Consider the following 22,704-nt stretch of genomic DNA (forward strand, 5'->3'; position numbering starts at 1 on the left):
CTTCATTGCGACAAGCTGATCATCGACAACGCCCCCGTGTCGTATGGCGCGGGGGCGCTTGTGTTGCAACACGTGCGGCGATGGGGTGTGCGTAGCCGCAAGCTGCGCACACGCCGCGCATGCCAGCGGCGTTGGACGATCAGTTGCCGCGTGGCGCTGGCTGCAGGCGCACGCGAACGGTGTCGTTGTCGGGGGCGTGTTGCGCAGGCGCGGCGCTGGAGACTGGCGACGGGGGATTGCGGTGATGTAGGGCGGTCACCAGCGCCACAGCGCCGATCGCGGCCAGCAGCACCAGACGGATGCGCCAGGCCCAGCGTTTGCGGTTGTCCGGGGCGGCCTGCGACTGAAACTCGCTCAGATAAGGGCGGTTTTGCTCGGTGTCGCGGCGGGTGCTATCGAGCAAGCCCGCCGCGCGCAGCAGTTCGCGGGCATGTGGTTGGTCGTTGGCATGCACCACCCACACCGTGGGTTGCGCCTGCGCGGCGACAGGGTCGAGGTAGCTGAACTGACCGCTGCGGCGACTGCGGTAGGAGCGGCCGTTGCTCAAGCGGACCTCGATGCCCGCTTCGCGTAGCAACGCGGCCACGCCTTCGGCGGTTTCCACACGTTGGCTGCTGAAGATCTGTCGCATTGTCGTTGTCTCAGCGCTTTGTCGTCGGCGCCTGCGCCGCAGCGTTGGTGTCCGATACCACGCGAATCATGCCTTCTTGCACGGTGCTGGCGACCAGCGTGCCATCGCGAGTGAAGAATTGCCCGCGTGCCAGACCCCGCGCGGATTGCGCGCTGGGGCTGTCCAACGCATACAACAGCCAGTCGTCGGTGCGAAACGGTCGGTGGAACCACAACGCGTGATCCAGCGAAGCCATTTGCACGTTCGGTGTGTAGTAGCTGATGCCGTGCGGGAAGGTGGCGGTGCCGAGTAGATGGAAATCGGAAGCGTAGGCGAGCAACGCCTGGTGCAGTTCCGGTGCGTCGCCGACCGGTTCGCTCAGGCGCATCCACATCTGTTGGAACGGTGGGCGCTTGGGCGGATTCAATTCGTCGCGCGGGTACACGTGGCGAAACTCGAACGGACCACCGCGCGCGAGCCAGCGTTGCACCTTGATCGGGAGGGTCGCCAGCACTTCGGGCTGCGCGGCAGGGGTGGGTTCGATGTCCTCCGGCTGTGGTACTTCCGGCATTTTCAACTGATGGGTGGCGCTGTCTTCGTGTTCCTGGAACGAGGCCGCGCAGAAGAAGACCACCTTGCCGTGCTGGATCGCGGTGATCCGGCGCACCGAGAAGCTGCCGCCATCGCGGGTGCGGTCCACGTCGTAGACGATCGGGTGCTCGATATCGCCGGCACGCAGGAAATAGGCATGCAGCGAGTGCGCGCGGCGCCCGTTTTCCACCGTGGCCTGCGCTGCCGCCAGTGCCTGACCGAGAACCTGTCCGCCGAACACATACTTGGTGCCGATGTCGCGGCTTTGGCCGCGGAACAGGTTGTCCTCCAGCCGCTCCAGCGACAACAGCTCGATCAGTTCGGAGACGACAGGGGTGGGCTTGGTGGACAAGAAGCCGGGCCTGGATAAGTAGATGTTCGCAATTATACCGGGTGGCTCGTATGTGCCTGCGTGGCCGTCGTTCAGCGCTTGCCGCGCCCGTGCCAACCGCCTAAGCCGTGGCTAAGCGCGGTGGGCGTATGATGGCCGCATGAAGTGCAGAGCATTCGCATACTTGGGTTGGCTGACGGTCGGGCTGGTCGGTTTGTCTCTGAGCGCGCCGGGGACGCTGGTCGCCGCGCCAGCGGATAAGTCGGCGGCCTGTGTGCCGCAGTGGCACGATGGCTGGGTGCGTTTGCCGCCGAATACCGCCATGCCGATGGCGGCGGGCTTCGGTCGTTTGCACAACCCCTGTGCACAGACGCTGGCCGTGGTGTCCGCGCGCAGTCCCGCCTTCGCCGAGGTCAGTTTGCACGAGACCACGTTGCGCGATGGGGTCAGCAGGATGCGCGAGGTCGATGCGTTACCGCTGGCGCCCGGTGCCGATGCGGTGCTGCAACCTGGCGGCCTCCACCTGATGTTGATGCAGCCGACCCAGCCGCTGCGCGAGGGTGCGCGGTTGCCGCTGACGTTCGTCCTGAAAGATGGTCGCCAGGTACAGGCCCAATTGCAGGTGCGTGCGGGCAAGCCGTAGTGTTTGCCGGATGCGGATTGCCGCGGGTGCGGCGTATACCTGTCTTGTAAACAACGCCGTAGCTGCGACGTTGTAGTGGTCGGGCGTGGCGGTTACCGCCGATTCCATGCCAAGGCGGCGTCGCAGTGCAGCTTCGGGCCGATCACCTGAGTTTTCATCGAGGTGCTGGATGACGTTCGTTCTGCTAAGACAGTGCTAGTGCTGCTGTCGAACATGCAGCTTCTTCAGCTGCACGCCGCGCGAATTTGTTCCGGTAGCTGTGTGCTTTTGCCCGTCTGCGTGTCGATCCACACCACGACCACGTTACCGTCCGAGTACAGCACGCCCGCGTCCTGTTGATCGACGATGCGGTGGCCGATGGTGATGCTGCTGCTGCCTAGGCGTTGGACGAACAACTCCACCACGATGTCGTTGGGCCACACGATCGGCAGGCGATAGTTGACGTTGGTTGCAGCCACCACCGGGGCAATGCGGCTGCGCATCGACACCCCTTCCACGCCCAGCATCCAGCGCACGCGCGCTTCTTCCAGGTAGGAGATGTACTTGGCGTTGTTGACGTGGCCCATGCTGTCCATGTCGCGCCAGCGCACGCTGATCGGCACGCGTGCCAGTAACGTGTGTGGGGCGGAATCGGAAGGGGGACTCATGGTGTGGCCTTCTTGGTCGTGGCGGCTTTTTTGCTTGCTTGCTTGGCGGGTTTTTCGGGCTTGGTCTTGCGTGGCGGCAATGCGTCGGGCTTGTTCGCCATTGCTGCCGGTTTGGTCGGTTTGGTGGCGCTGCCTTCGGGGAGCAGCTTGGCCAGGAACTGGCCGGTGTAGGAGTGCGGATGTGCGGCGATCTCTTCCGGTGTGCCGGTGGCCAGGATGGTGCCGCCGCGGTGGCCGCCTTCCGGACCCAGGTCCACCACCCAGTCGGCGGTCTTGATCACGTCCAGATTATGTTCGATCACCACCACGGTATTGCCCTCGTCGCGCAGTTTGTGCAGCACGCCCAGCAGCGCTTCGATGTCGTGGAAATGCAAGCCGGTGGTGGGCTCGTCGAGGATGTACAGGGTGCGGCCGGTGTCGCGGCGGGACAACTCCTTGGACAGCTTCACGCGCTGCGCTTCGCCGCCTGACAATGTGGTCGCGCTCTGGCCGAGTTTGATATAGCTCAGGCCGACGTCGATCAAGGTCTCCAGCTTGCGTGCGATTGCCGGTACCGGCTCGAACAGCCTCAGCGCATCTTCGACGGTCATCTCCAGCACGTCGTTGATGTTGTAGCCCTTGTAGAGGATCTCCAGCGTCTCGCGGTTGTAGCGCTTGCCATGGCACACGTCGCACGGCACGTAGACGTCGGGCAGGAAGTGCATTTCCACCTTGATCAGGCCGTCGCCCTGGCACGCCTCGCAGCGGCCGCCGCGCACGTTGAAGCTGAAACGGCCCGGCGAATAGCCGCGCGCGCGTGCTTCCGGCACCTGTGCGAACAGTTCGCGCAGCGGCGTGAACAGGCCGGTGTAGGTGGCCGGATTGGAGCGTGGGGTGCGTCCGATGGGCGATTGATCGATGTCCACGACCTTGTCGAACAGATCCAGGTGCTCGATCTCGCGGTACGGTGCCACCGTGTGCGAGGCACCATTGATCGCGTTCGCCGCCAGGGTGAACAAGGTGTCGTTGATCAGTGTCGACTTGCCAGAACCGGAGACGCCGGTGATGCAGGTCAGCAACCCCGCCGGAATGTCCAGGTCGACGTTCTTGAGGTTGTTGCCGGTGGCCCCGCGCAAGCGCAGCGTCATCTTGGGATTGGGTTTGTGCCGCTTGGCCGGGATCTCGATGCTGCGCTTGCCCGACAGGTATTGCCCGGTGAGCGAGCGCGGTGCTTTCAGCAAGTCCTGCACGCTGCCCTGGCCGACGATTTCGCCGCCGTGTACGCCAGCGCCTGGGCCAATGTCGAGCACGTAGTCGGCCAGGCGGATCGCGTCCTCGTCGTGCTCGACCACGATCACCGTGTTGCCCAGGTCGCGCAGGCGGGTGAGGGTGCCGAGCAGGCGTTCGTTGTCGCGCTGGTGCAGGCCGATCGATGGCTCGTCGAGCACGTACATCACCCCGACCAGGCCGGCGCCGATCTGGCTGGCCAGGCGGATACGCTGCGCTTCGCCACCGGAGAGGGTGTCTGCTTTGCGCTCCAGGGTGAGGTAATCCAGGCCGACGTCGACCAGGAAGCCGAGCCGTTCGGCGATCTCCTTGACGATCTTGCTGGCGATCTCCCCGCGCCAGCCAGGCAGGTTGAGCTGACGGAAGAATGCCAGTGCGTCGTCGATTGGCAGCACCACCAGATCCGGCAGCGGGCGGTCGGCGACGAAGACGTTGCGCGCGGCTCGGTTCAGCCGCGTGCCGTTGCAGTCCGGGCACGGCCGTTCGCTGATGTACTTGGCTAGTTCCTCGCGTACCGCTGGCGATTCGGTCTCGCGGTAGCGGCGTTCCAGATTGGGGATGATGCCTTCGAAACGGTGCTTGCGTTGAGTGCGGCCGCCGGCATCGGTGAAGTAGGTGAAGGTGATCGTCTCTTCGCCGCTACCGTACAGCACCGCGTGGCGCACGTTGTCCGGCAGTGATTGCCAGGGCGCGTCGACGTTGAATTTGTAGTGTTTGGCGAGCGAGGCGATCAGTTGGAAGTAGTAAGCGTTGCGTCGGTCCCAGCCGCGCACCGCGCCGGCCGATAGCGACAGTTCCGGGTGCACGACCACGCGTTCGGGATCGAAGAACTCGGCCACGCCCAGGCCGTCGCAGGTCGGGCAGGCGCCCATTGGCGCATTGAACGAGAACAGGCGCGGTTCCAGTTCCGGCAACGCGTAGTCGCAGACTGGGCAACTGAACTTGGAGGAGAACAACTGCGGTGCGGCGGTGGCATCGTCCAGCGACTGGACCGAGACCATGCCGTCGGCGAGCTTCAGCGCGGTTTCGAAGCTCTCGCTCAAGCGTTGTTTGATGTCCTCGCGTGGACGGAAGCGATCGATCACCGCTTCGATGGTGTGTTTTTGCCGTAGCGCCAGCGCCGGCACTGCATCGATCTCGTACAGTTCGCCGTCCACGCGCACGCGCACGAAGCCCTGCGCACGCAGTTGCTCGAACACTTGCGCGTGTTCGCCCTTGCGCTCGCGGATCACCGGTGCCAGCAGCATGTAGCGCTGCTCCGGGTCCAGGGTCAGGACCTGGTCGACCATCTGGCTGACTGTCTGCGCCTCCAGCGGATAGTGATGGTCGGGGCAGCGTGGCTGGCCGACGCGGGCGTACAGCAGGCGCAGGTAGTCGTAGATCTCGGTGATGGTGCCGACCGTGGAGCGCGGGTTGTGCGAGGTCGATTTCTGCTCGATCGCGATGGCCGGTGACAGGCCCTCGATGTGGTCGATGTCGGGCTTTTCCATCACGCTGAGGAACTGCCGCGCATAGGCCGACAGCGATTCCACGTAGCGGCGCTGGCCCTCGGCATAGATGGTGTCGAATGCCAGCGAGGATTTGCCCGAGCCGGACAGGCCGGTGATGACGATCAGTTTGTCGCGCGGCAGGTCGAGGTCGAGGTTTTTGAGGTTGTGCGTCCGCGCGCCGCGGATACGGATGAAATCCATCGCCATGAAAAGATCCGGTGTGGGTCGGCTGCGGCGGTGCCGATAGCCAAGGCAGTAGAGGGGACGTCAATCGGTCAGCCTACCAGCTTGTCAGGTAGGGGCAATTGCCTGGGTCGCCACAGCCGGGCTTGGTCGGTCCGGCGCGCGCGTCTGGTGTGCGCCGCAGCGGCCCCCTGGCTTGACCCTGCGCTGCCAGGCGGCTTACAATCCCGCTCCTGTCTGTCCGTAGAGGCACGGCAGGGGCGACCACAATAACTACAGAGGAAGTCTGGTCATGTATGCAGTACTGGTAACTGGCGGTAAGCAATACCGCGTCGCGCAGGGCGAAACGCTGCGTGTGGAAAAACTCGAAGTCGAAGCCGGCAACGAGATCACGTTCGACAACATCCTGATGCTGGGCGGCAGCGATGGCGTGACCCTGGGTGATGCGCTGAAGGGCGCCACCGTCACTGCCAAGGTCGTGGCCCATGGCCGCGCCGACAAGGTGCGCATCATCAAGTTCCGCCGCCGCAAGCACCATATGAAGCGTCAGGGGCATCGGCAGCACTACACCGAAATCGAGATCACCGGCATCGCCGGTGGCAAGAAGTAAGGAGCAGCAGGCATGGCACACAAAAAAGGCGTGGGTTCCTCGCGCAACGGTCGCGACTCCAACCCGAAATACCTGGGCGTGAAAATGTTCGGCGGCCAGGCGATTGAGGCGGGCAACATCATCGTGCGTCAGCGCGGCACCCAGTTCCACCCGGGCGCTGGCGTCGGCCTGGGGCGCGACCACACGCTGTTCGCGCTGGTCGACGGCAAGGTCGAGTTCGCGGTCAAGGGTGCCAACAAGCGTCGCACCGTGAGCGTGGTTGCGCAGGCGTAAGCTGCGGTTTCCAAGGCCCGCGCCATGCGCGGGTCGGTTGACGAAAGCCCCGCTTCGGCGGGGTTTTTCGTTGCAGAGTAGGGGTGAGGGCGCTGGGTCAATCCATGCGCTGTTTGTGCGTGGCGCCGCCGCAGTGTTGGCGGCGTGCGTTGTCTGCATTCCACGCAGTGCAAGCCGTTGCCGCGATGAGTTGCCGCGAGCTCGCGTAGCCAATTGCGTCGGTGCGCTGCAGCTTGGCGGTCGGGTTTATATCGGATCGCTTGATCGCGACGAGGCTGTTGCTTGCGCCCCGCGCTACACTTTTCCACTTTTACAGGTTGTCCCTCCATGAAACTCGTCGACGAAGCGGAAATCCAGGTCACCGCCGGTAATGGCGGCAATGGCTGCATCGGTTTTCGCCGCGAGAAATTCATCCCGCTCGGTGGGCCGGACGGCGGCGACGGCGGCAACGGCGGCAGTATCTGGCTGATCGCCGATGAGAATCTCAATACGCTGGTGGATTTCCGCCATCAGCGCGCGTTCCGTGCGCAGCGTGGCGAGAATGGCATGGGGCGGCAGATGTACGGCAAGGCCGGTGAGGATTTGACCATCACCGTGCCGGTCGGAACCGTGGTGATCAACGTCGAGACAGACGAGGTCATCGGCGATTTGATCGCGCACGGCGACCGCTTGCTGGTCGCGCAGGGCGGCAAGGGCGGCCTGGGCAATATGCACTTCAAGAGTTCGGTGACGCGCGCCCCGCGCAAGGCCACGCCGGGCGAGGAGGGTGAGCAGCGCACGCTCAAGCTGGAACTCAAGCTGCTGGCCGACGTCGGTTTGCTCGGTTTTCCCAATGCCGGCAAGAGCACGTTTATCCGCGCCGTGTCGGCGGCCACGCCGAAGGTGGCTGACTACCCGTTCACCACGCTGTATCCGAACCTGGGCGTGGTCAGTGTCGAGGCCTATCGCAGCTTTGTGATCGCCGATATTCCCGGGTTGATCGAGGGTGCCGCCGACGGTGCTGGCCTGGGCGCGCAGTTTCTGCGCCATCTACAGCGCACGCGTCTGCTGTTGCATCTGGTGGATCTGGCGCCTGCATTCGGTGTGCATGACGAAGGTGGTGTGGATGGGGTATCGCCAGCCGAGCAGGTGCGGGCGATCGAGCGCGAACTACAGAAGCACGATCCGGCACTGCTCTCCAAGCCGCGTTGGCTGGTGTTGAACAAGGCCGATCTGATGTTCGAGGACGAGGCGCGCGCGCTGGCCGAGCAGGTGATCGCCGAACTTGGCTGGACCCAGCCGTGGTATCTGGTCTCTGCGCTAGGGCGCGAGGGCACCTGGCCGATCATGAAGGATGTGATGGCGTTCTTCGACCGGCAGCGCGAAGAGGCGCTGGAGGCGGCAGCCAATGCGCACTGAGTGCGGCGACCGTATCCCCGCGCAACCGCGTCGTAGCGCGTGTGTCGGGCAGACAAAAAACCCGGCGCAAGCCGGGCTTTTTCTTTTTCGCGATGCTGGAAGCGCGGGCGCTTCCAGCATCGGCCGCGCGCGCTTAGGCGGCGGTCTTGATCGCCTTGATGCGGGCGCTCAGGCGGCTCTTGTGACGGGCAGCTTTGTTCTTGTGGATCAGGCCACGCGAGCTGAACCGGTCGAGGATCGGCTGGGCGATGGCGAAAGCGGCTTCGGCGCCGGCGGCGTCGTTTGCGTCCAGGGCCTTGATGACCTTCTTGACGGCGGTGCGCAGCATCGAACGCTGAGCCGTGTTGCGCGCGTTGCGCACGACGGTCTGCTTGGCGCGCTTCTTGGCGGACTTGATATTGGCCACGGTGGCGGTTTCCTGGAAAGCAGTGTGGTGGATAAAAACAAGCGGGAGAGTATGAAGCGTTTGAATTTTTGCGTCAAGTCAATTGTCAAGAGGATGTCTGCATGAGTGCGCCGCGCATGTTCCGAGGGCTGCTCTCGTTCAGCAGTATGACCATGGTCTCGCGGGTGTTGGGCCTGGTCCGCGATCAGGCCATCAACTACGCTTTCGGGGCCAATGCCATCACCGACGCGTTCTGGGTGGCGTTTCGCATCCCGAACTTTCTGCGTCGCTTGTTTGCCGAGGGCTCGTTCGCCACCGCCTTCGTGCCGGTGTTCACCGAGGTGAAAGAGACGCGCCCGCATGCCGATCTGCGCATGTTGATGGCGCGTGTGTCCGGCACGCTGGGCGGGATTTTGCTGCTGGTGACTGCGTTGGGGCTGCTGTTCACTCCGCAGGTGGCGCTGTTGTTCAATCCCGGCGCCAGCGACGACCCGGTCAAGTTCGGCCTGATCGTGGAGTTGTTGCGGCTGACGTTTCCGTTCCTGTTGTTCGTCTCGCTGACCGCGCTGGCGGGGGGGGCGTTGAACAGCTTCCACCGCTTTGGCCTGCCCGCGTTGACGCCGGTGATCCTCAATCTGTCCATGATCGTCGGTGCGCTCTGGCTGGCGCCACGGTTGCAGGTTCCGATCCTGGCGATGGGTTGGGCGGTGCTGGTCGCTGGCGCGCTGCAGTTGCTGTTCCAATTGCCGGCGCTGCGCGGCATTGATCTGTTGACTCTGCCGCGCTGGGGTTGGCGTCATCCGGACGTGCGCCGGGTGCTGACCCTGATGGTGCCGACCCTGTTTGGTTCCTCGATCGCGCAGATCAACTTGCTGCTGGATACGGTCATCGCGTCGTTTTTGTACGCGGGCTCGCAGAGTTGGTTGTCGCAGGCCGACCGCTTCTTGGAGTTGCCGCTGGGCGTGTTCGGGGTGGCCCTGGGGACGGTGATCCTGCCGGCGCTGTCGCGGCATCACGTCAAGACCGATCATGTGGGCTTCTCCAATGCGCTGGACTGGGGGCTGCGCATCACGCTGCTGATCGCGGTACCGGCGATGCTCGGGCTGATGTTGCTGAGCCAGCCACTGGTGGCGACCCTGTTCCAGTACGGCAAGTTCACCGCCTTCGACACGCGCATGGCGGCGATGTCGGTGTTTGGGTTGAGCTTCGGCCTGCCGGCGTTCGCGTTGCTGAAGGTGCTGTTGCCGGCGTTTTATTCGCGCCAGGATACGCGCACTCCGGTGCGCGCCGGCGTTGCCGCGTTGGTGGCCAACATGGCGTTGAACCTGCTGCTGCTGGCGATTCTGTATCAACTTTGGGTGCCGGCCGAACTGCGCACACAGGGTGTGCGTGCGGCGCTCGCCGCGCAGCCTGGGTTGCATCTGGCGTTGGGTCTGGCCAGTGCGGTGGCCAGTTACCTCAATCTGTCGCTGTTGTGGCGCTGGTTGCGTCGCGACCAGGTGTATCGGCCACGACCGGGTTGGGGTGGTTATCTGCTGCGGCTGGGTCTGGCCTGTGCGGCGATGGCGGCGGTGCTGGCGTTGGGGCTGTATTGGCTGCCGGCGTTCACCAGCATGGATAAGTGGCACCGCATCGCCGGCTTGCTGTTGTTGGTCGGCGGTGGTGGTGGCATCTATCTGCTAGCGTTGTTGGCGTTGGGATTCAGGCCACGGGATCTGCGCGAGGGGTGAGTGGGGCTGTCTTGCGCGCGTGCGTCCCCTTCTCGCGGCTGTCGAAGAGGTAGGGGATGCCAGGGCGTTGTGGCGTGCTCCCTCTTTAGCTCAAGGTCGCATGGTTCATGGTGGGCTAGGCACCGTGATCGCGTTTCGCTAAGGGTTGCTTCCCCGCGCGCTGGGTCCCACCCGTTATACTTGACTGTTACGCATCAGTTTATTGGCCGGCTCATCAGTGCTGGCGCTTCGGATCGAGGAATGAGCAGGCTGTTTAGAGACGTCGAGGGCGGGACCCTGTTCCCGCAGGGAAGCGTAGTCTGCATCGGCGCCTTCGATGGCCTGCATCTGGGTCATCGCGCGCTGGTGCGGCAGGCGTCGGCGCGTGCCCGCGCGCTGGGCGTGCCGACGGTGGCGCTGAGCTTCGAGCCGTTGCCGCGCGAGTTTTTCGCCCCGGATGCGCCACCACCACGGTTGACCTTGCCGCGTTCCAAGGTGCAGGGCTTGCAGCAACTCGGCATCGACAGTGTCGGCCTGCTGCGTTTTGATCGGCGCATGGCATCGATGACGGCGGAGGCGTTCGTGCAGCGCGTGCTGGTTGAGCGTCTGCGCGCGCGCGAGGTGTGGATCGGTCCGGCATTTCGCTTCGGCCACAAGCGCGCTGGCGACATCGTGCTGTTGCGTGCGCTGGGTGCGCAGCTCGGTTTCACCGCCGACGAGATCGCGCCGGTGCATCTGCGCCATGAGCGTATCTCCAGCACCCGTATCCGCGAGTTGCTGGTGGCCGGGGAATTCGCCCATGCTGCCGAACGACTAGGACGGCCGTATGCGATCGGGGGGCGGGTGGTGCGCGGCAAGCAGCTCGGGCGCACGCTTGGTTATCCCACTGCCAACCTGCGGTTTGCGCGGACTCCGGCGTTGTCCGGTATCTATGCCACCTGGGTGCACGGAGCGGCGGCGCAGCCGTGGCCGTCGGTCTCCAGTTTCGGTACCCGTCCGACCGTGCAGGGCGTGGAGCCGCTGCTGGAGGCGCATTTGTTCGATTTCCAGGGTGACCTGTATGGTCGACATCTGGAGGTGGAGTTCGTCGCCAAGTTGCGCGACGAGGAAACCTTTGCCGACCTGCCGGCGCTGACCGCACAGATGCACCGCGATGCCGAGCAAGCGCGACACCTGCTGGCCACGGCGGGCCTGCCCCCCATGTCCGCTGCCGCGTGCACGGATTCCCCCATGAAGACCACCGACCGGTAAGACCCCGTGACCCAGGACTACAAAGCCACCCTCCATCTGCCGGCGACCGATTTTCCGATGCGCGGCGATTTGCCCAAGCGTGAGCCGGACACGCTGGCCCGCTGGGAGAGCGAGGGGCTGTACGCGCAACTGCGCGACAACGCACGGGGCCGGCCATTGTTCGTGCTGCACGATGGCCCGCCGTATGCCAACGGGGCGATTCATCTCGGGCATGCGGTCAACAAGATCCTCAAGGACATCATCGTCAAGTCCAAGTACCTTTCGGGGTTCGACGCGCCGTATATCCCCGGCTGGGACTGCCACGGCCTGCCGATCGAAATCGCGATCGAGAAGAGCTTCGGCAAGGTCGGGGTCAAGCTGGATGCGGTGCAGTTCCGGCAGAAATGCCGCGAGTACGCCAATGCGCAGATCGACCTGCAGCGCCGCGACTTCAAGCGACTGGGTGTGATCGGCGACTGGGACAATCCCTACCGCACGCTGGACTTCCATTTCGAAGCCAACGAGATCCGGGCACTGGCGAAGATCGTCGACAACGGCCATCTGACCCGTGGCGTGAAGCCGGTGCACTGGTGTTTCGACTGCGGTTCGGCCCTGGCCGAGGCCGAGATCGAATACGCCGACAAGCAGTCGCCGACGGTCGAGGTGGCTTACCCTGCGCGCGATAGCGCGGCGCTGGCGGCTGCGTTCGGCGTGGTGTTGCCGGAGGGGGTGGAGGTCGCCGTGCCGATCTGGACCACCACGCCGTGGACGCTGCCGGCCTCGCTGGCGGTCGCGCTGGGACCGGCGCTGGTGTATGCGCTGGTCGAAGGCCCGGCCCACGATGGCCGCCGCCGCTGGTTGGTGCTGGCCGACGCGCTGGTCGAGCGTGCGTTACCGCGCTACGGGGTCGGCGAGGCGATGGTGCATGGTCGCGTCGCCGGCGCGGCGCTGGAACACCAGTTGCTGGCGCATCCGTTCTACGACACCCGCGACATTCCGCTGATCCTTGGCGAACACGTGTCCGATACCGACGGCACCGGCGCGGTGCATACCGCGCCCGGCCACGGCCAGGAGGACTACGTCGCGGCCAAGCCATACGGGCTGCTGGAGCGCTACAGCGCCGCGCAGATCAATCCGATCGATGCGCGCGGCGTGTATCTGCCCTCGACCCCGGCCGCCGATGGCGTGGAACTGGCCGGGCTGCACATCTGGAAGGCCAACGACCTCATCGCCGACGTGCTGGCCGCGCGCGGGCAACTGCTGGCGCGCGCGAGCATGGTCCACAGTTATCCGCACTGCTGGCGGCATAAGACGCCGATTGCGTTCCGCGCCACGCCGCAGTGGTTCATCTCGATGGAGCAGGCCAACCTGCGTGCCGATGCGCTGAAGGCGATCGAGGACGTGCACTGGTACCCGGCCTGGGGCCAGGCACGCATCGTCGGCATGGTCGCCGGACGCCCGGACTGGACCATTTCGCGTCAACGCACCTGGGGCGTGCCGATCGCGCTGTTCGTGCATCGCGAGAGCGGCGAGCCGCATCCGCGCAGCGCCGAGGTGATGCGCCAGGTGGCCGACCGGGTCGAGGAGGGCGGGGTGGACGTGTGGTACACGCTCGACGCTGCCGACCTGCTTGGCGAGGAGGCCGCCGATTACGAGAAGATCACCGACATCCTCGATGTCTGGTTCGATTCGGGCATCACCCACGAGGCGGTGCTGACCGAGCGCGGCCTGCCCAAGCCGGCCGACCTGTACCTGGAAGGTTCGGACCAGCACCGTGGCTGGTTCCAGTCCTCGTTGCTGACCGGCGTGGCGCTGGATCAGACCGCGCCGTATCGGCAGTGCCTGACGCACGGCTTCACCGTGGACGAGCATGGCCGCAAGATGTCCAAGTCGCTGGGCAACGGCATCGAGCCGCAGGACATCATGAAAACCCTGGGCGCGGACATCCTGCGCCTGTGGATCGCGTCGGCCGACTACAGCAACGAGATGTCGCTGTCGCAGGAGATCCTCAAGCGCAACGCCGATGCCTACCGGCGCTTGCGCAACACCGCGCGCTTCCTGCTGGGCAACCTGCATGGCTTCAACCCGGCCGAGCACCTGCGGCCGTTGCCGGAGCTGGTCGCGCTGGATCGCTGGATCGTGCATCGCGCCTACCTGTTGCAGGAACAGATCAAGGCCGCTTACGCGCGCTACGACTTTGCCGCGATCGTGCAGGCGTTGCTGAATTTCTGCAGTGTGGACCTGGGCGCGTTGTACCTGGACGTGACCAAGGACCGCTTGTACACGATGGCCGAGGATGCGCATGGTCGGCGTTCGGCGCAGACCGCGATGTTCCATGTGGCCGAGGCGTTCGTGCGCTGGATCGCGCCGATCCTCAGCTTCACCGCCGACGAGTTGTGGGGCTATCTGCCAGGGGCGCATCTGGGCAACGTGCTGTTCGCGACCTGGTACGAGGGCCTGGCGCCGTTACCGGAGGACGCGGCGCTGAGCGCGGTCGATGTCGAGCGCTTGCTGGCGCTGCGCGAGCAGGTGGCCAAGTTGTTGGAGCCGATGCGCAGCAACGGCGTGATTGGCGCCGCGCTGGAGGCGGAAATCACCATCGCCGCCGACGCGGCGACCGTGGCCTGGTTGCAGCCGCTGCAGGAAGAACTGCGTTTCCTGTTCATCAGTGGCGACGTGGTGGTGCGCGAGGCCAGTACCGAGGAGATCTTCGTCAGCGCCGAGGCCACCAGCAAGCCCAAGTGCGTGCGCTGCTGGCATCACCGTGCCGACGTGGGGGCGGACCCGGCGCATCCGGAGTTGTGCGGCCGCTGCGTCAGCAACATTGCCGGGCCGGGCGAAGTCCGCCGTTGGTTCTGAGCGATCCTGGCGTGGCGGCGGGACCGTCTGCGTCGCCAGCCTCCTTGTTTCTTTATTTCATTACGCCCAAGGCAGAACGAGCACATGACCGCACGCCCCACTCCTTCCGCGCTGATCTGGCTGTTGCTGTCGGCGTTGGTGATCGGTCTGGACCAGTGGAGCAAGGCCTGGGTGCTGTCCAGCCTGCCCGAGTTCACGGCGGTCACGGTGATCCCCGGTGTCTGGAACTGGTACCGCACCTACAACACCGGCGCGGCCTTCAGCTTTTTGAGCCAGGCTGGGGGCTGGCAGTTGTGGTTCTTCACCGTGCTGGCGTTGGGCATCAGTGGCCTGCTGGCCTGGTGGCTGGCACGCACCCCGCGCGGCGAATGGCGCAGTGCCATGCCCTACGCACTGGTGATCGGCGGCGCGATCGGCAATGTGATCGACCGGCTGTTGCACGGCCATGTGGTCGATTTTATCCAGTGGTACGTGGGCCAGCATTATTGGCCTTCGTTCAACCTTGCCGATTCGGCCATCGTCGCCGGTGCCATCGGGATCGGATTGTTCGGCCTGTGGGACGGCAAGGCGAAGCGAAAAGCGGGATAATCCCATCTGCTCTCCCATGTCCAAGCGCTTGGCCATCCACGGCCGGCGGATCTGATCTATGCACGTCCTGCTTGCCAACCCCCGCGGCTTCTGCGCCGGCGTCGATCGCGCGATCGAGATCGTCAAGCGCGCCATCGAGACCTTGGGGGCGCCGATTTACGTGCGCCACGAGGTGGTGCACAACCGTTTCGTCGTCGACGACCTCAAACAGCGCGGTGCGATCTTCGTCGAGGAACTGGACGAAGTACCCGATGGCAATACGGTGATCTTCAGCGCCCACGGTGTGTCCCAGACGGTGCGGCAGGAGGCCGAGCGGCGCGGTCTGAAGGTGTTCGATGCGACCTGCCCGCTGGTGACCAAGGTGCATTTCGAGGTGGCCCGGCATTGCCGCGCCGGCCGCGATGTGGTGCTGATCGGCCATGCGGGTCACCCGGAAGTGGAGGGCACGATGGGGCAGTGGGACCGCGAGCGCGGCAGTGGACGCATCTATCTGGTCGAGGATCTGGAACAGGTTGCCAGGTTGGAGGTGCAACAGCCGCAGAACCTGGCCTACACCACCCAGACCACGCTGTCGGTGGACGATACCTACGGCATCATCGAAGCGCTGCGCACGCGCTACCCGGCGATGCAGGGGCCGAAGAACGACGATATCTGCTACGCCACCCAGAACCGCCAGGATGCCGTGCGCGATCTGGCGCGGCAGTGCGACCTGGTGTTGGTGGTCGGCTCGCCGAACAGTTCCAATTCCAACCGGCTCAGCGAACTGGCGCGCCGCGACGGCGTGGAGTCGTACCTGATCGACGGCGCCGACGAGATAGACCCGGCCTGGGTGGCCGGCAAGCGCTGCATTGGCCTGACCGCTGGCGCCTCGGCGCCGCAGGTGCTGGTCGATGGCGTGATCGCACGCCTGCGCGAACTCGGCGCCGAGGGCGTGTCGGAACTGGCCGGCGAACCGGAGTCGATGGTGTTCGCCCTGCCCAAGGAGTTGCGGCTGCGCCTGGTCGATTGACCGGATGCGGGCAGACCCCTAGAATTCGCGATCCCGCCGGAATAGCTCAGTTGGTAGAGCGGCGCATTCGTAATGCGTAGGTCGTAGGTTCGATTCCTATTTCCGGCACCAGTTTTCCCAATTGAAACAGCGCATTACACGTCGCAGTGTGATGCGCTGTTTTGCTTTGGATGGTTGGATTTCGTCTCTCCCTCTCCGCAATGGCCTGGCGTGCAGAATTGCCGGTTGCCTTTTGGATGGGCACCGACTTTTTGAGACACTCAATTGTGGCTTTAAAATCACCATCACGAGTGTTGGTGGATGGTCGGACCTTAATGCTGGGGTCGCGGTTTGGCTTGACGATACTGTCGCTTGTCGCCTGTTCGCTGTCCGTTGGGATCGACATTGGCGCACACGCGGCCACCACACATGACTGCATCGGATGCGTAATAGGCTTGGAGGACAGGAATAGCGTTCTCGTAGCGCAGGAACTCTTCCTTGACGATGGAGAGTTCGCGGCGGTAGTAGCCCAACACGGCCCAGCCGACGAGAAGAACGAGCAACAGGATCGCGCCGGCGGCACCGAACCACATCCACACGGTCTTGTTGGCTTTTTTCAACTGCGTAGACGTGGCTGATATGTCGCGGTCGTACCGTGCCGCAACCGGTGCTAACGCCTCCTTGGCCTCCTTGGCGATTTGGGAACTGGCTTCACCCACGATGCCGTTCACCCTGCGATGCACCTGCGCGACCTCGCTTTGCAGCGCCTGCATGCGCTGGTCGAATGCGGCTTGCATACGAACCTCGCGTTGCTCGAACTTGGCCATCAATGCGGATTGCAGCTTGAGTGTGTTCTGAAGCGATGCCAGTAGGGCGTGGAGTTCTTGCTCGCTAGACATGGGCGTTCCAATGTCGGTTGGCTATCACATTCTCATCACGGGGCCCTGCATCTGCCGGGCCATTTCTTGCTTCTGGAGTTCTTCTCGCTGTTGGGCCGCAACCAGATCGCGCCCCCACTGCTCGAACGATTGCATCTGAGGGGACTGCTCGATTTGTGCGGACACGCACGAAATCGCGGCTTCGTCATTGGCAAACATTGCGGCGGCCAGCTTGTCGAGGTCAGGGTCGCCAGTGGTGAATGCTTGCGGGTTCTCTCTATCCTGCACCTCCGTTTGGCGCGGTGGTCTGTGCTTAATGTTTTCTAGAAATTCGAGCTCGTTGCGAGAGCGTTCCGGGAATGCGGGGTCGTTGACAACTGTGCGAAGTCTGGTCCGCAGTTGGTCTTCGGTAAGTTCTCCCCGCCAGTAGTCGCCAAGGGCATCCGCAGTGCGCTGCGCTTTATCCGTCGCACCCTGATAGACCATAGAATAGATTGCCGCGCGTTGTTCTTCCGAAAGCGCTTCCGCAGGGCAGCCTCCCCTACGCAGAACGTTATTCAAACGCCCCTCGTATTCTGGTGCGACTCTATCGAATAGATGCAGGGACTGTTGGTGCGTGAGTTGAATCTGCATCGGACTTTCTGCACTCGTGAGGACATCCCAGGACCAAGAGGCGCCGCTGGGACTGGTGTGCTGCGTGTTTACCATTGGGCCTAGGACGCGTTGAGAATCCTGACCAAAGTCCGACGCGAGGAACGCGGGAAGGCTGTTGTGCCGCTCATCGATATGCTGATTCTGTACAGCCAACTGATCTTGAAGCAGCCCAGTTAGCTGTTGCCTCTGCTGGGAATTGAGGTTCAACACGTCTCCCAGTGCATCGACGTGGTTTTCATCCAGCGCCATCGTTCGATCGGCCTGACGGGCTGTTAGCGCCACACCAAGTCCTACGGTAGGGATGCCAAGTACATCGAGATAGATGTTGCCTACATTCGCTTCATTGCGGTCCACCAACTGCATACGAAGCCGCTCGTACCGTTCCTGGTCGAATGGCATCAGTCCTTACTCCCTTTGAAAACCCACTTCCCTTCCCAGCAGTACTGGTCTTTTGAATAGGTCATGTTGTCTGGATTGCGGTGTTCCACCGCTATGCATCCTGGCCCGGTTTTTGTGACCTCGCCATCGTTCTTGAAAGGCTCGGCGTCAAGAAAGCGACCTGACGTCGCGTCGTATACGTAGATGCTCTCACTCGTCAGCGCACTAGCGCCTGCAGACAGGCCACGAGCAAGGATGTCGGGCTTTCCATCCCCCGTGAAATCATCGAGCTTTAGGAGGGCGGCAGCTTCGTAAGGGGGCTTGCCTTCCTGTCCATCAATGACTTGAACTTCTCGGCCGTTTGCATCAGCAATGTGGATGCGATATGTCCCGCCTTCGCCCGGAGACACCGAAAGTTTCCAATCTTCAGTCGCAGGAGCAGATGCAGATGGCGCAACTGCTGATACTGAAATGGTCCGTGTGGTGAGTTTGTGCGGAGAGGGTGCAGGAATAGTGCTTGTCACTGCCTGCTGACATGCAGCCAGAGCGAAGACAAGAAATACCGCGTTTGTCTTGATGACCCCCGAATGCGATAGCAGTGCGCCCGCGTGCAGACGAGCAGAGCTGACTGTTGGATGATTCCCGGAGCCCATGCGGTTTTCCTATCACCTATCACATGGGGCGCAGTCTAGCCAAAGACAGACTCTGGTTGCATTGCCCAGGGCTCAGAAATCTTGCTTGGCAGCGCATCCAACCCAGAGTGGCTTGGACTGCATTTCATCTCAAGACGTGGCGAGACGCCAGCCCCCAGCGCAGTCTGTCGACCCACTGCGACCCCATGTCGCAGCCCGGTGCGGCAATGTGTCGCACATCAAACCAGGGTGTTGCGCCCCCTTGGGCGGGGCCATGGCTTCCGGAATTGTGGCGCAGCAGCATAAAATACCCATGTGATCGCGCAGGCCGGTCCGGATGCGGCGGTAGATGCGGACGGACCTTGCGCGGCACGCCGCCCTTCGCTCGGGTGGTTGGCATTCCTTTACGCAAGTTGGATCGTTCGATGATTCCGTTGAAACAACTCCGGCGTTCGCTGCGCTCCGGTCTGCTACTACCGGCCGCGCTGCTGTTGGCCGGCTGCGACTCGGCCATCCTCAACCCCAGGGGGCAGATCGGCCAAGACGAGAAGACGCTGCTGATCACCTCCGTGGTGCTGATGCTGCTGGTGGTGATCCCGGTCATCGTGATGACCCTGACGTTCGCCTGGCGCTATCGCGCCTCCAACACCAAGGCCCGTTACGAGCCGAACTGGTCGCATTCCACCGCGATCGAAGTGGTGGTGTGGTCCATCCCGTGCATGATCATCCTGGTGCTGGCGGTGCTCACCTGGCGCTCCTCGCATGCGCTGGATCCGTACAAGCCGCTGGAGTCGCAGGTCAAGCCGATTACCATCGAGGCGGTGGCGCTGGACTGGAAGTGGATGTTCATCTACCCGGAGCAGGGCATCGCCACGGTCAACGAGATCGCGTTGCCGGTGGATACGCCGGTCAACTTCAAGATCACCTCGGACACGGTGATGAACTCGTTCTTCATCCCGCATCTGGGCACGCAGATCTACGCGATGGCTGGCATGGAGACCAAGTTGCACCTGATCGCCAATGAACCGGGCGAGATGTTCGGCCTGTCGGCGAACTACAGCGGCCATGGCTTCTCCAAGATGGGCTTCACGGTGCACGCCACCAACCGCGCCGGCTTCGATGCCTGGGTGGCCAAGGTCAAGGCGTCGCAGAAGACCCTGGACCAGGCCCAATTCCAGGCGCTGGCCACCGACCGCAACGACAAGGACGCCTATCCGGTGACGTACTACGCCTCGGTGCAGAACGGCCTGTTCAAGTCGTTGATCGACAAATACATGATGGGCAAGGGCCACAACATGGAAGGCCACCACGCCCATCCGGCATCGGCTGTCGAGCCGGTCGCCATGTGCACTTCTGGAGACAAGTGATGTTAGGCAAACTTACGCTCGAGGCGGTTCCGTACCACGAGCCGATCATCATGGCCGCCCTCGGGGGCGCCAGCCTGTTCGGCCTGCTGGCCGTGGCGGCGGTCACCAAGTACAAAAAGTGGGGCTATCTGTGGCACGAGTGGTTGACCTCGGTCGACCACAAGCGCATCGGTGTCATGTACATCGTGGTGGCGCTGATCATGCTGCTGCGCGGTTTCGCCGACGCGGCGATGATGCGGACCCAGCAGGCCATGGCGCACGACGGCAATCCGGGCATCTTCCCGCCGCATCACTACGATCAGATTTTCACCGCGCATGGCGTGATCATGATTTTCTTCATGGCCATGCCGTTCATGACCGGCTTGTTGAATCTGGTCGTGCCGCTGCAGATCGGTGCGCGCGACGTGGCCTTCCCGTTCCTGAACTCGCTGAGCTTCTGGCTGTTCGTGTCCGGTGCGGCGCTGGTCAACATCTCGTTGGGCGTGGGTGAGTTCGCGCAGACCGGCTGGCTGGCGTATCCGCCATTGTCTGAGCTGCAATACAGTTCGGGCGTCGGGGTGGATTACTACATCTGGGCGTTGCAGATTTCCGGCCTCGGCACCTTGCTTACCGGCGTCAATTTCTTCGTGACGATCATGCGCATGCGCGCGCCGGGCATGACCCTGATGCGGATGCCGATCTTCACTTGGACCGCGTTGATCACCAATATCCTGATCATCGCCGCGTTCCCGATCCTGACCGTGGCGCTGGCGCTGCTGGGTGCCGACCGCTACCTGGGCACGCACTTCTTCACCAACGACGGTGGCGGCAACGCCATGATGTACGTCAACCTGATCTGGATCTGGGGCCACCCGGAGGTGTACATCCTGATCTTGCCGGCGTTCGGCATCTTCTCTGAGTTGATCGCCACGTTCAGCCGCAAGCGCCTGTTCGGTTATGCCTCGATGGTGTATGCGACCTCGTGCATCGGCGTGCTCTCGTTCGTTGTGTGGTTGCACCACTTCTTCACCATGGGCTCGGGCGCCAACGTCAATGCCTTCTTCGGCATCACGACGATGATTATCTCGATCCCGACCGGGGTGAAGATCTTCAACTGGCTGTTCACCATGTTCCGCGGTCGCGTGCACATGACCGCGCCGGTGCTGTGGACGATCGGCTTCATGATCACCTTCACCATCGGCGGCATGACCGGCGTGATGCTGGCGATCCCGGCAGTGGATTTCGTGTTGCACAACAGCCTGTTCCTGATCGCGCACTTCCACAACGTGATCATCGGCGGCGTGGTGTTCGGTTATCTGGCGGGCCTGACCTATTGGTTCCCGAAGGCGTTCGGCTTCAAGCTCAACGAAACGCTGGGCAAGGCGTCGTTCTGGTGCTGGATTATCGGCTTCTTCATTGCCTTCATGCCGCTGTACGTGCTCGGTTTCATGGGCATGACCCGGCGCATGAACAGCTACAACCATCCGGAATGGGCACCGTGGCTGATGGTGGCGGCGGTGGGGGCGGCGATCATCGGCGCCGGTATCGTCCTCAACCTGCTGCAGATCGTTTACAGCATCTGGAAGCGCAAGGACAACCTGGACCTGACCGGCGATCCATGGAATGGCCGTACCTTGGAGTGGGCGACATCCTCGCCGCCGCCGTTCTACAACTTCGCCGTGCTGCCGCACATCGACGACCGCGACCAGTTCTGGGAAGACAAGGCCAAGGGCAAGGGCTGGCCGCGTCCGGCCAAGTACGAGCCGATCCACATGCCGCGTAATACGGCGGCCGGATTCTGGATCGGTGCCTTCGGCGTGGCCCTGGGCTTCGGTTTGACCTGGCATATCTGGTGGATGGCCCTCGTCGGTCTGGTCGGCATGGTTGGTAGCTTCATCGCCCGTACCTTCGACGACGATATCGACTACTGGGTCCCCGCAGAGGAGGTGGAGCGCATCGAGAACGCGCGTTTCGCCCTGCTGGAACAGCAACAGGCGGCGCATGCCGCAAAGGCGCTCTGAACCATGGCTTCCACGACGCTCGATCACCACGCCGACCACGCGGGCGGCCACGATCACGATCACGATCACGCACATCACGACGCGGGCGCTAGCACCGTCTTCGGGTTCTGGGTCTACTTGATGAGCGACTGCCTCATCTTCGCCGGCCTGTTCGCCACCTACGCGGTGCTGGCGGGCGCGACGGTGGATGGCCCGACCGCCAAGGAACTGTTCGACCTGAAGTTCGTGTTGGTGGAAACCTTCCTGCTGCTGTTCAGCAGCTTGGGCTTCGGTCTGGCGATGATTGCCGCGCACAAGCGCAGCATGGGCGGCCTGTATGGCTGGCTGGCGATCACCGCAGCGCTGGGCCTGGGCTTTCTGGGCATGGAGCTTTACGAGTTCCACCACCTCATCCATGAAGGTGCCGGTCCTAGCCGTAGCGCGTTTCTCTCGGCCTTCTTCACCCTGGTCGGTACCCACGGTCTACACGTGGCCTCGGGCTTGTTGTGGATGACGGTGCTGGTGATCCAGATCGCCAGAAACGGCTTGACCCCGCGCAACAGCACCCGTCTGGCGTGCCTGAGCTTGTTCTGGCACTTCCTCGACGTGATCTGGATCGGCGTGTTCACCATCGTTTACCTGCTGGGAGCGCTGTAATGGCCCACCATCCTTCTTCTGACGCGCATGCCGACCAGTCGCATGGCAGTAGCCTGAAGTCTTATCTGATCGGTTTCGTCCTTGCGGTGATTCTCACCGTGATCCCGTTCGGCATGGTGATGAGCGGTGCATTCCCCAAGGGCGCGACGGTCATCGTCATCGCGGTGATGGCTGCGGTGCAGATGCTGGTGCATCTGGTCTACTTCCTGCACATGGATCGCTCGCCCGAACAGCGCTCCAACGTGCATGTGGGCCTGTTCTCCTTGCTGATCATCGGCATTGTGGTCGTGGGCTCGCTGTGGGTCTTGCACAACCTCAACGTCAACATGATGCACTGATCGCACTCACTGACTTGTGT

General features: G+C 63.2%; 21 protein-coding genes and 1 tRNA gene. 14 read left to right on the forward strand and 8 right to left on the reverse strand.

Going from position 1 to position 22,704, the window contains the following annotated elements; all coding sequences use genetic code 11:
- Positions 1 to 139: 139 nt before the first annotated feature.
- Both XALGPE39_RS04150 and tesB read right to left on the reverse strand, forming a co-directional pair.
- Positions 140 to 631: a pathogenicity-like protein gene (locus XALGPE39_RS04150; protein ID WP_045727109.1), complete on the reverse strand. Its 492-nt coding sequence runs from the start codon at positions 629 to 631 to the stop codon at positions 140 to 142.
- 10 nt (positions 632 to 641) lie between these two features.
- Positions 642 to 1,553 (reverse strand): acyl-CoA thioesterase II, encoded by a 912-nt coding sequence (gene tesB, locus XALGPE39_RS04155; protein WP_045727110.1) that lies wholly within the window; start codon positions 1,551 to 1,553, stop codon positions 642 to 644.
- Between the two features lie 139 nt (positions 1,554 to 1,692).
- On the opposite strand from tesB, the gene XALGPE39_RS04160 reads away from it, so the two are divergent.
- Positions 1,693 to 2,175, forward strand: a complete 483-nt coding sequence (locus XALGPE39_RS04160; RefSeq protein ID WP_045727111.1) for a copper chaperone PCu(A)C — start codon at positions 1,693 to 1,695, stop codon at positions 2,173 to 2,175.
- A gap of 224 nt (positions 2,176 to 2,399) precedes the next feature.
- Here XALGPE39_RS04160 and XALGPE39_RS04165 read toward each other — a convergent pair whose 3' ends face one another.
- Both XALGPE39_RS04165 and uvrA read right to left on the reverse strand, forming a co-directional pair.
- Positions 2,400 to 2,822, reverse strand: coding sequence for a thioesterase family protein (locus tag XALGPE39_RS04165; RefSeq protein ID WP_045727112.1), 423 nt, complete (start codon positions 2,820 to 2,822; stop codon positions 2,400 to 2,402).
- Positions 2,819 to 5,785, reverse strand: a complete 2,967-nt coding sequence (gene uvrA / locus XALGPE39_RS04170) for an excinuclease ABC subunit UvrA (protein ID WP_045727113.1) — start codon at positions 5,783 to 5,785, stop codon at positions 2,819 to 2,821. The genes XALGPE39_RS04165 and uvrA overlap by 4 nt, the downstream gene beginning before the upstream one ends.
- Before the next feature lie 268 nt (positions 5,786 to 6,053).
- Between uvrA and rplU the strand changes: the two genes are divergently transcribed.
- The 3 genes from rplU to obgE all read left to right on the forward strand — a co-directional run bounded on the left by rplU (position 6,054) and on the right by obgE (position 8,042).
- Entirely contained in the window at positions 6,054 to 6,371 is a 318-nt protein-coding gene (rplU, locus tag XALGPE39_RS04175; protein WP_012915444.1) for a 50S ribosomal protein L21, read from the forward strand.
- A 12-nt stretch (positions 6,372 to 6,383) separates the two neighbouring features.
- Positions 6,384 to 6,644, forward strand: a complete 261-nt coding sequence (rpmA, locus tag XALGPE39_RS04180) for a 50S ribosomal protein L27 (protein WP_045727114.1) — start codon at positions 6,384 to 6,386, stop codon at positions 6,642 to 6,644.
- A gap of 327 nt (positions 6,645 to 6,971) precedes the next feature.
- On the forward strand, positions 6,972 to 8,042 hold the full coding sequence (gene obgE / locus XALGPE39_RS04185; protein ID WP_045727115.1) for a GTPase ObgE: 1,071 nt from the start codon (positions 6,972 to 6,974) through the stop codon (positions 8,040 to 8,042).
- 133 nt (positions 8,043 to 8,175) lie between these two features.
- On the opposite strand, the gene rpsT is transcribed toward obgE, so the two are convergent.
- Positions 8,176 to 8,448, reverse strand: a complete 273-nt coding sequence (rpsT, locus tag XALGPE39_RS04190) for a 30S ribosomal protein S20 (protein ID WP_010341167.1) — start codon at positions 8,446 to 8,448, stop codon at positions 8,176 to 8,178.
- A gap of 116 nt (positions 8,449 to 8,564) precedes the next feature.
- On the opposite strand from rpsT, the gene murJ reads away from it, so the two are divergent.
- The 6 genes from murJ (at position 8,565) to XALGPE39_RS04220 (ending at position 15,933) form a co-directional block, all read left to right on the forward strand.
- Positions 8,565 to 10,157: a murein biosynthesis integral membrane protein MurJ gene (gene murJ, locus XALGPE39_RS04195; RefSeq protein ID WP_152624952.1), complete on the forward strand. Its 1,593-nt coding sequence runs from the start codon at positions 8,565 to 8,567 to the stop codon at positions 10,155 to 10,157.
- Positions 10,158 to 10,397: 240 nt separating this feature from the next.
- Positions 10,398 to 11,387: a bifunctional riboflavin kinase/FAD synthetase gene (locus XALGPE39_RS04200; RefSeq protein WP_045727117.1), complete on the forward strand. Its 990-nt coding sequence runs from the start codon at positions 10,398 to 10,400 to the stop codon at positions 11,385 to 11,387.
- Positions 11,388 to 11,393: 6 nt separating this feature from the next.
- Positions 11,394 to 14,225, forward strand: coding sequence for an isoleucine--tRNA ligase (gene ileS / locus XALGPE39_RS04205; RefSeq protein WP_045727118.1), 2,832 nt, complete (start codon positions 11,394 to 11,396; stop codon positions 14,223 to 14,225).
- Positions 14,226 to 14,309: 84 nt separating this feature from the next.
- On the forward strand, positions 14,310 to 14,813 hold the full coding sequence (gene lspA, locus XALGPE39_RS04210; protein ID WP_045727119.1) for a signal peptidase II: 504 nt from the start codon (positions 14,310 to 14,312) through the stop codon (positions 14,811 to 14,813).
- Positions 14,814 to 14,871: 58 nt separating this feature from the next.
- Complete coding sequence (ispH, locus tag XALGPE39_RS04215; RefSeq protein WP_045727120.1) at positions 14,872 to 15,822, forward strand: 4-hydroxy-3-methylbut-2-enyl diphosphate reductase; 951 nt, start codon at positions 14,872 to 14,874, stop codon at positions 15,820 to 15,822.
- A gap of 35 nt (positions 15,823 to 15,857) precedes the next feature.
- Positions 15,858 to 15,933 (forward strand) — tRNA-Thr (locus tag XALGPE39_RS04220).
- 200 nt (positions 15,934 to 16,133) lie between these two features.
- Here XALGPE39_RS04220 and XALGPE39_RS16370 read toward each other — a convergent pair.
- The 3 genes from XALGPE39_RS16370 to XALGPE39_RS04235 form a co-directional block, all read right to left on the reverse strand.
- The gene (locus XALGPE39_RS16370) at positions 16,134 to 16,628 is read right to left on the reverse strand and encodes a hypothetical protein (RefSeq protein ID WP_235429743.1); all 495 of its coding nucleotides are present in this window, start codon (positions 16,626 to 16,628) and stop codon (positions 16,134 to 16,136) included.
- 96 nt (positions 16,629 to 16,724) lie between these two features.
- Positions 16,725 to 17,732, reverse strand: coding sequence for a hypothetical protein (locus XALGPE39_RS16375; RefSeq protein ID WP_235429744.1), 1,008 nt, complete (start codon positions 17,730 to 17,732; stop codon positions 16,725 to 16,727).
- The gene (locus tag XALGPE39_RS04235; RefSeq protein WP_162836124.1) at positions 17,732 to 18,364 is read right to left on the reverse strand and encodes a hypothetical protein; all 633 of its coding nucleotides are present in this window, start codon (positions 18,362 to 18,364) and stop codon (positions 17,732 to 17,734) included. Before XALGPE39_RS04235 ends, XALGPE39_RS16375 begins: the two co-directional genes overlap by 1 nt.
- 404 nt (positions 18,365 to 18,768) lie before the next feature.
- On the opposite strand from XALGPE39_RS04235, the gene cyoA reads away from it, so the two are divergent.
- Genes cyoA through cyoD form a run of 4 tightly spaced genes read left to right on the forward strand, consistent with a single transcriptional unit; the run spans position 18,769 to position 22,684 of the window.
- The gene (gene cyoA / locus XALGPE39_RS04240) at positions 18,769 to 19,710 is read left to right on the forward strand and encodes a ubiquinol oxidase subunit II (RefSeq protein ID WP_045727121.1); all 942 of its coding nucleotides are present in this window, start codon (positions 18,769 to 18,771) and stop codon (positions 19,708 to 19,710) included.
- Positions 19,710 to 21,710, forward strand: coding sequence for a cytochrome o ubiquinol oxidase subunit I (gene cyoB, locus XALGPE39_RS04245; RefSeq protein WP_045727122.1), 2,001 nt, complete (start codon positions 19,710 to 19,712; stop codon positions 21,708 to 21,710). The genes cyoA and cyoB overlap by 1 nt, the downstream gene beginning before the upstream one ends.
- A 3-nt stretch (positions 21,711 to 21,713) precedes the next feature.
- Positions 21,714 to 22,346 carry a cytochrome o ubiquinol oxidase subunit III gene (gene cyoC, locus XALGPE39_RS04250; RefSeq protein ID WP_045727123.1) on the forward strand — a complete coding sequence of 211 codons (633 nt, stop codon included), beginning with the start codon at positions 21,714 to 21,716 and terminating at the stop codon, positions 22,344 to 22,346.
- A complete protein-coding gene (gene cyoD / locus XALGPE39_RS04255) occupies positions 22,346 to 22,684 on the forward strand; it encodes a cytochrome o ubiquinol oxidase subunit IV (protein WP_045727124.1) in 339 nt (112 codons plus the stop codon). Before cyoC ends, cyoD begins: the two co-directional genes overlap by 1 nt.
- Positions 22,685 to 22,704: the final 20 nt, after the last annotated feature.

Source organism: Xanthomonas sp. GPE 39, assembly GCF_000963005.1.
In the GTDB taxonomy this organism is placed as follows: Bacteria; Pseudomonadota; Gammaproteobacteria; order Xanthomonadales; family Xanthomonadaceae; genus Xanthomonas_A.

Bases quoted from the DNA above. Each gene is read 5' to 3' on its own strand.
- obgE (WP_045727115.1), top strand. From the start codon at position 6,972: ATGAAACTCGTCGACGAAGCGGAAATCCAGGTCACCGCCGGTAATGGC.
- cyoA (WP_045727121.1), top strand. From the start codon at position 18,769: ATGATTCCGTTGAAACAACTCCGGCGTTCGCTGCGCTCCGGTCTGCTA.
- rplU (WP_012915444.1), top strand. From the start codon at position 6,054: ATGTATGCAGTACTGGTAACTGGCGGTAAGCAATACCGCGTCGCGCAG.
- lspA (WP_045727119.1), top strand. From the start codon at position 14,310: ATGACCGCACGCCCCACTCCTTCCGCGCTGATCTGGCTGTTGCTGTCG.
- XALGPE39_RS04160 (WP_045727111.1), top strand. From the start codon at position 1,693: ATGAAGTGCAGAGCATTCGCATACTTGGGTTGGCTGACGGTCGGGCTG.
- rpmA (WP_045727114.1), top strand. From the start codon at position 6,384: ATGGCACACAAAAAAGGCGTGGGTTCCTCGCGCAACGGTCGCGACTCC.
- ispH (WP_045727120.1), top strand. From the start codon at position 14,872: ATGCACGTCCTGCTTGCCAACCCCCGCGGCTTCTGCGCCGGCGTCGAT.
- cyoB (WP_045727122.1), top strand. From the start codon at position 19,710: ATGTTAGGCAAACTTACGCTCGAGGCGGTTCCGTACCACGAGCCGATC.
- murJ (WP_152624952.1), top strand. From the start codon at position 8,565: ATGTTCCGAGGGCTGCTCTCGTTCAGCAGTATGACCATGGTCTCGCGG.
- XALGPE39_RS16370 (WP_235429743.1), bottom strand. From the start codon at position 16,628: ATGGCCAAGTTCGAGCAACGCGAGGTTCGTATGCAAGCCGCATTCGAC.
- XALGPE39_RS04235 (WP_162836124.1), bottom strand. From the start codon at position 18,364: ATGGGCTCCGGGAATCATCCAACAGTCAGCTCTGCTCGTCTGCACGCG.
- XALGPE39_RS16375 (WP_235429744.1), bottom strand. From the start codon at position 17,732: ATGCCATTCGACCAGGAACGGTACGAGCGGCTTCGTATGCAGTTGGTG.
- cyoD (WP_045727124.1), top strand. From the start codon at position 22,346: ATGGCCCACCATCCTTCTTCTGACGCGCATGCCGACCAGTCGCATGGC.
- cyoC (WP_045727123.1), top strand. From the start codon at position 21,714: ATGGCTTCCACGACGCTCGATCACCACGCCGACCACGCGGGCGGCCAC.
- XALGPE39_RS04200 (WP_045727117.1), top strand. From the start codon at position 10,398: ATGAGCAGGCTGTTTAGAGACGTCGAGGGCGGGACCCTGTTCCCGCAG.
- XALGPE39_RS04165 (WP_045727112.1), bottom strand. From the start codon at position 2,822: ATGAGTCCCCCTTCCGATTCCGCCCCACACACGTTACTGGCACGCGTG.
- uvrA (WP_045727113.1), bottom strand. From the start codon at position 5,785: ATGGCGATGGATTTCATCCGTATCCGCGGCGCGCGGACGCACAACCTC.
- XALGPE39_RS04150 (WP_045727109.1), bottom strand. From the start codon at position 631: ATGCGACAGATCTTCAGCAGCCAACGTGTGGAAACCGCCGAAGGCGTG.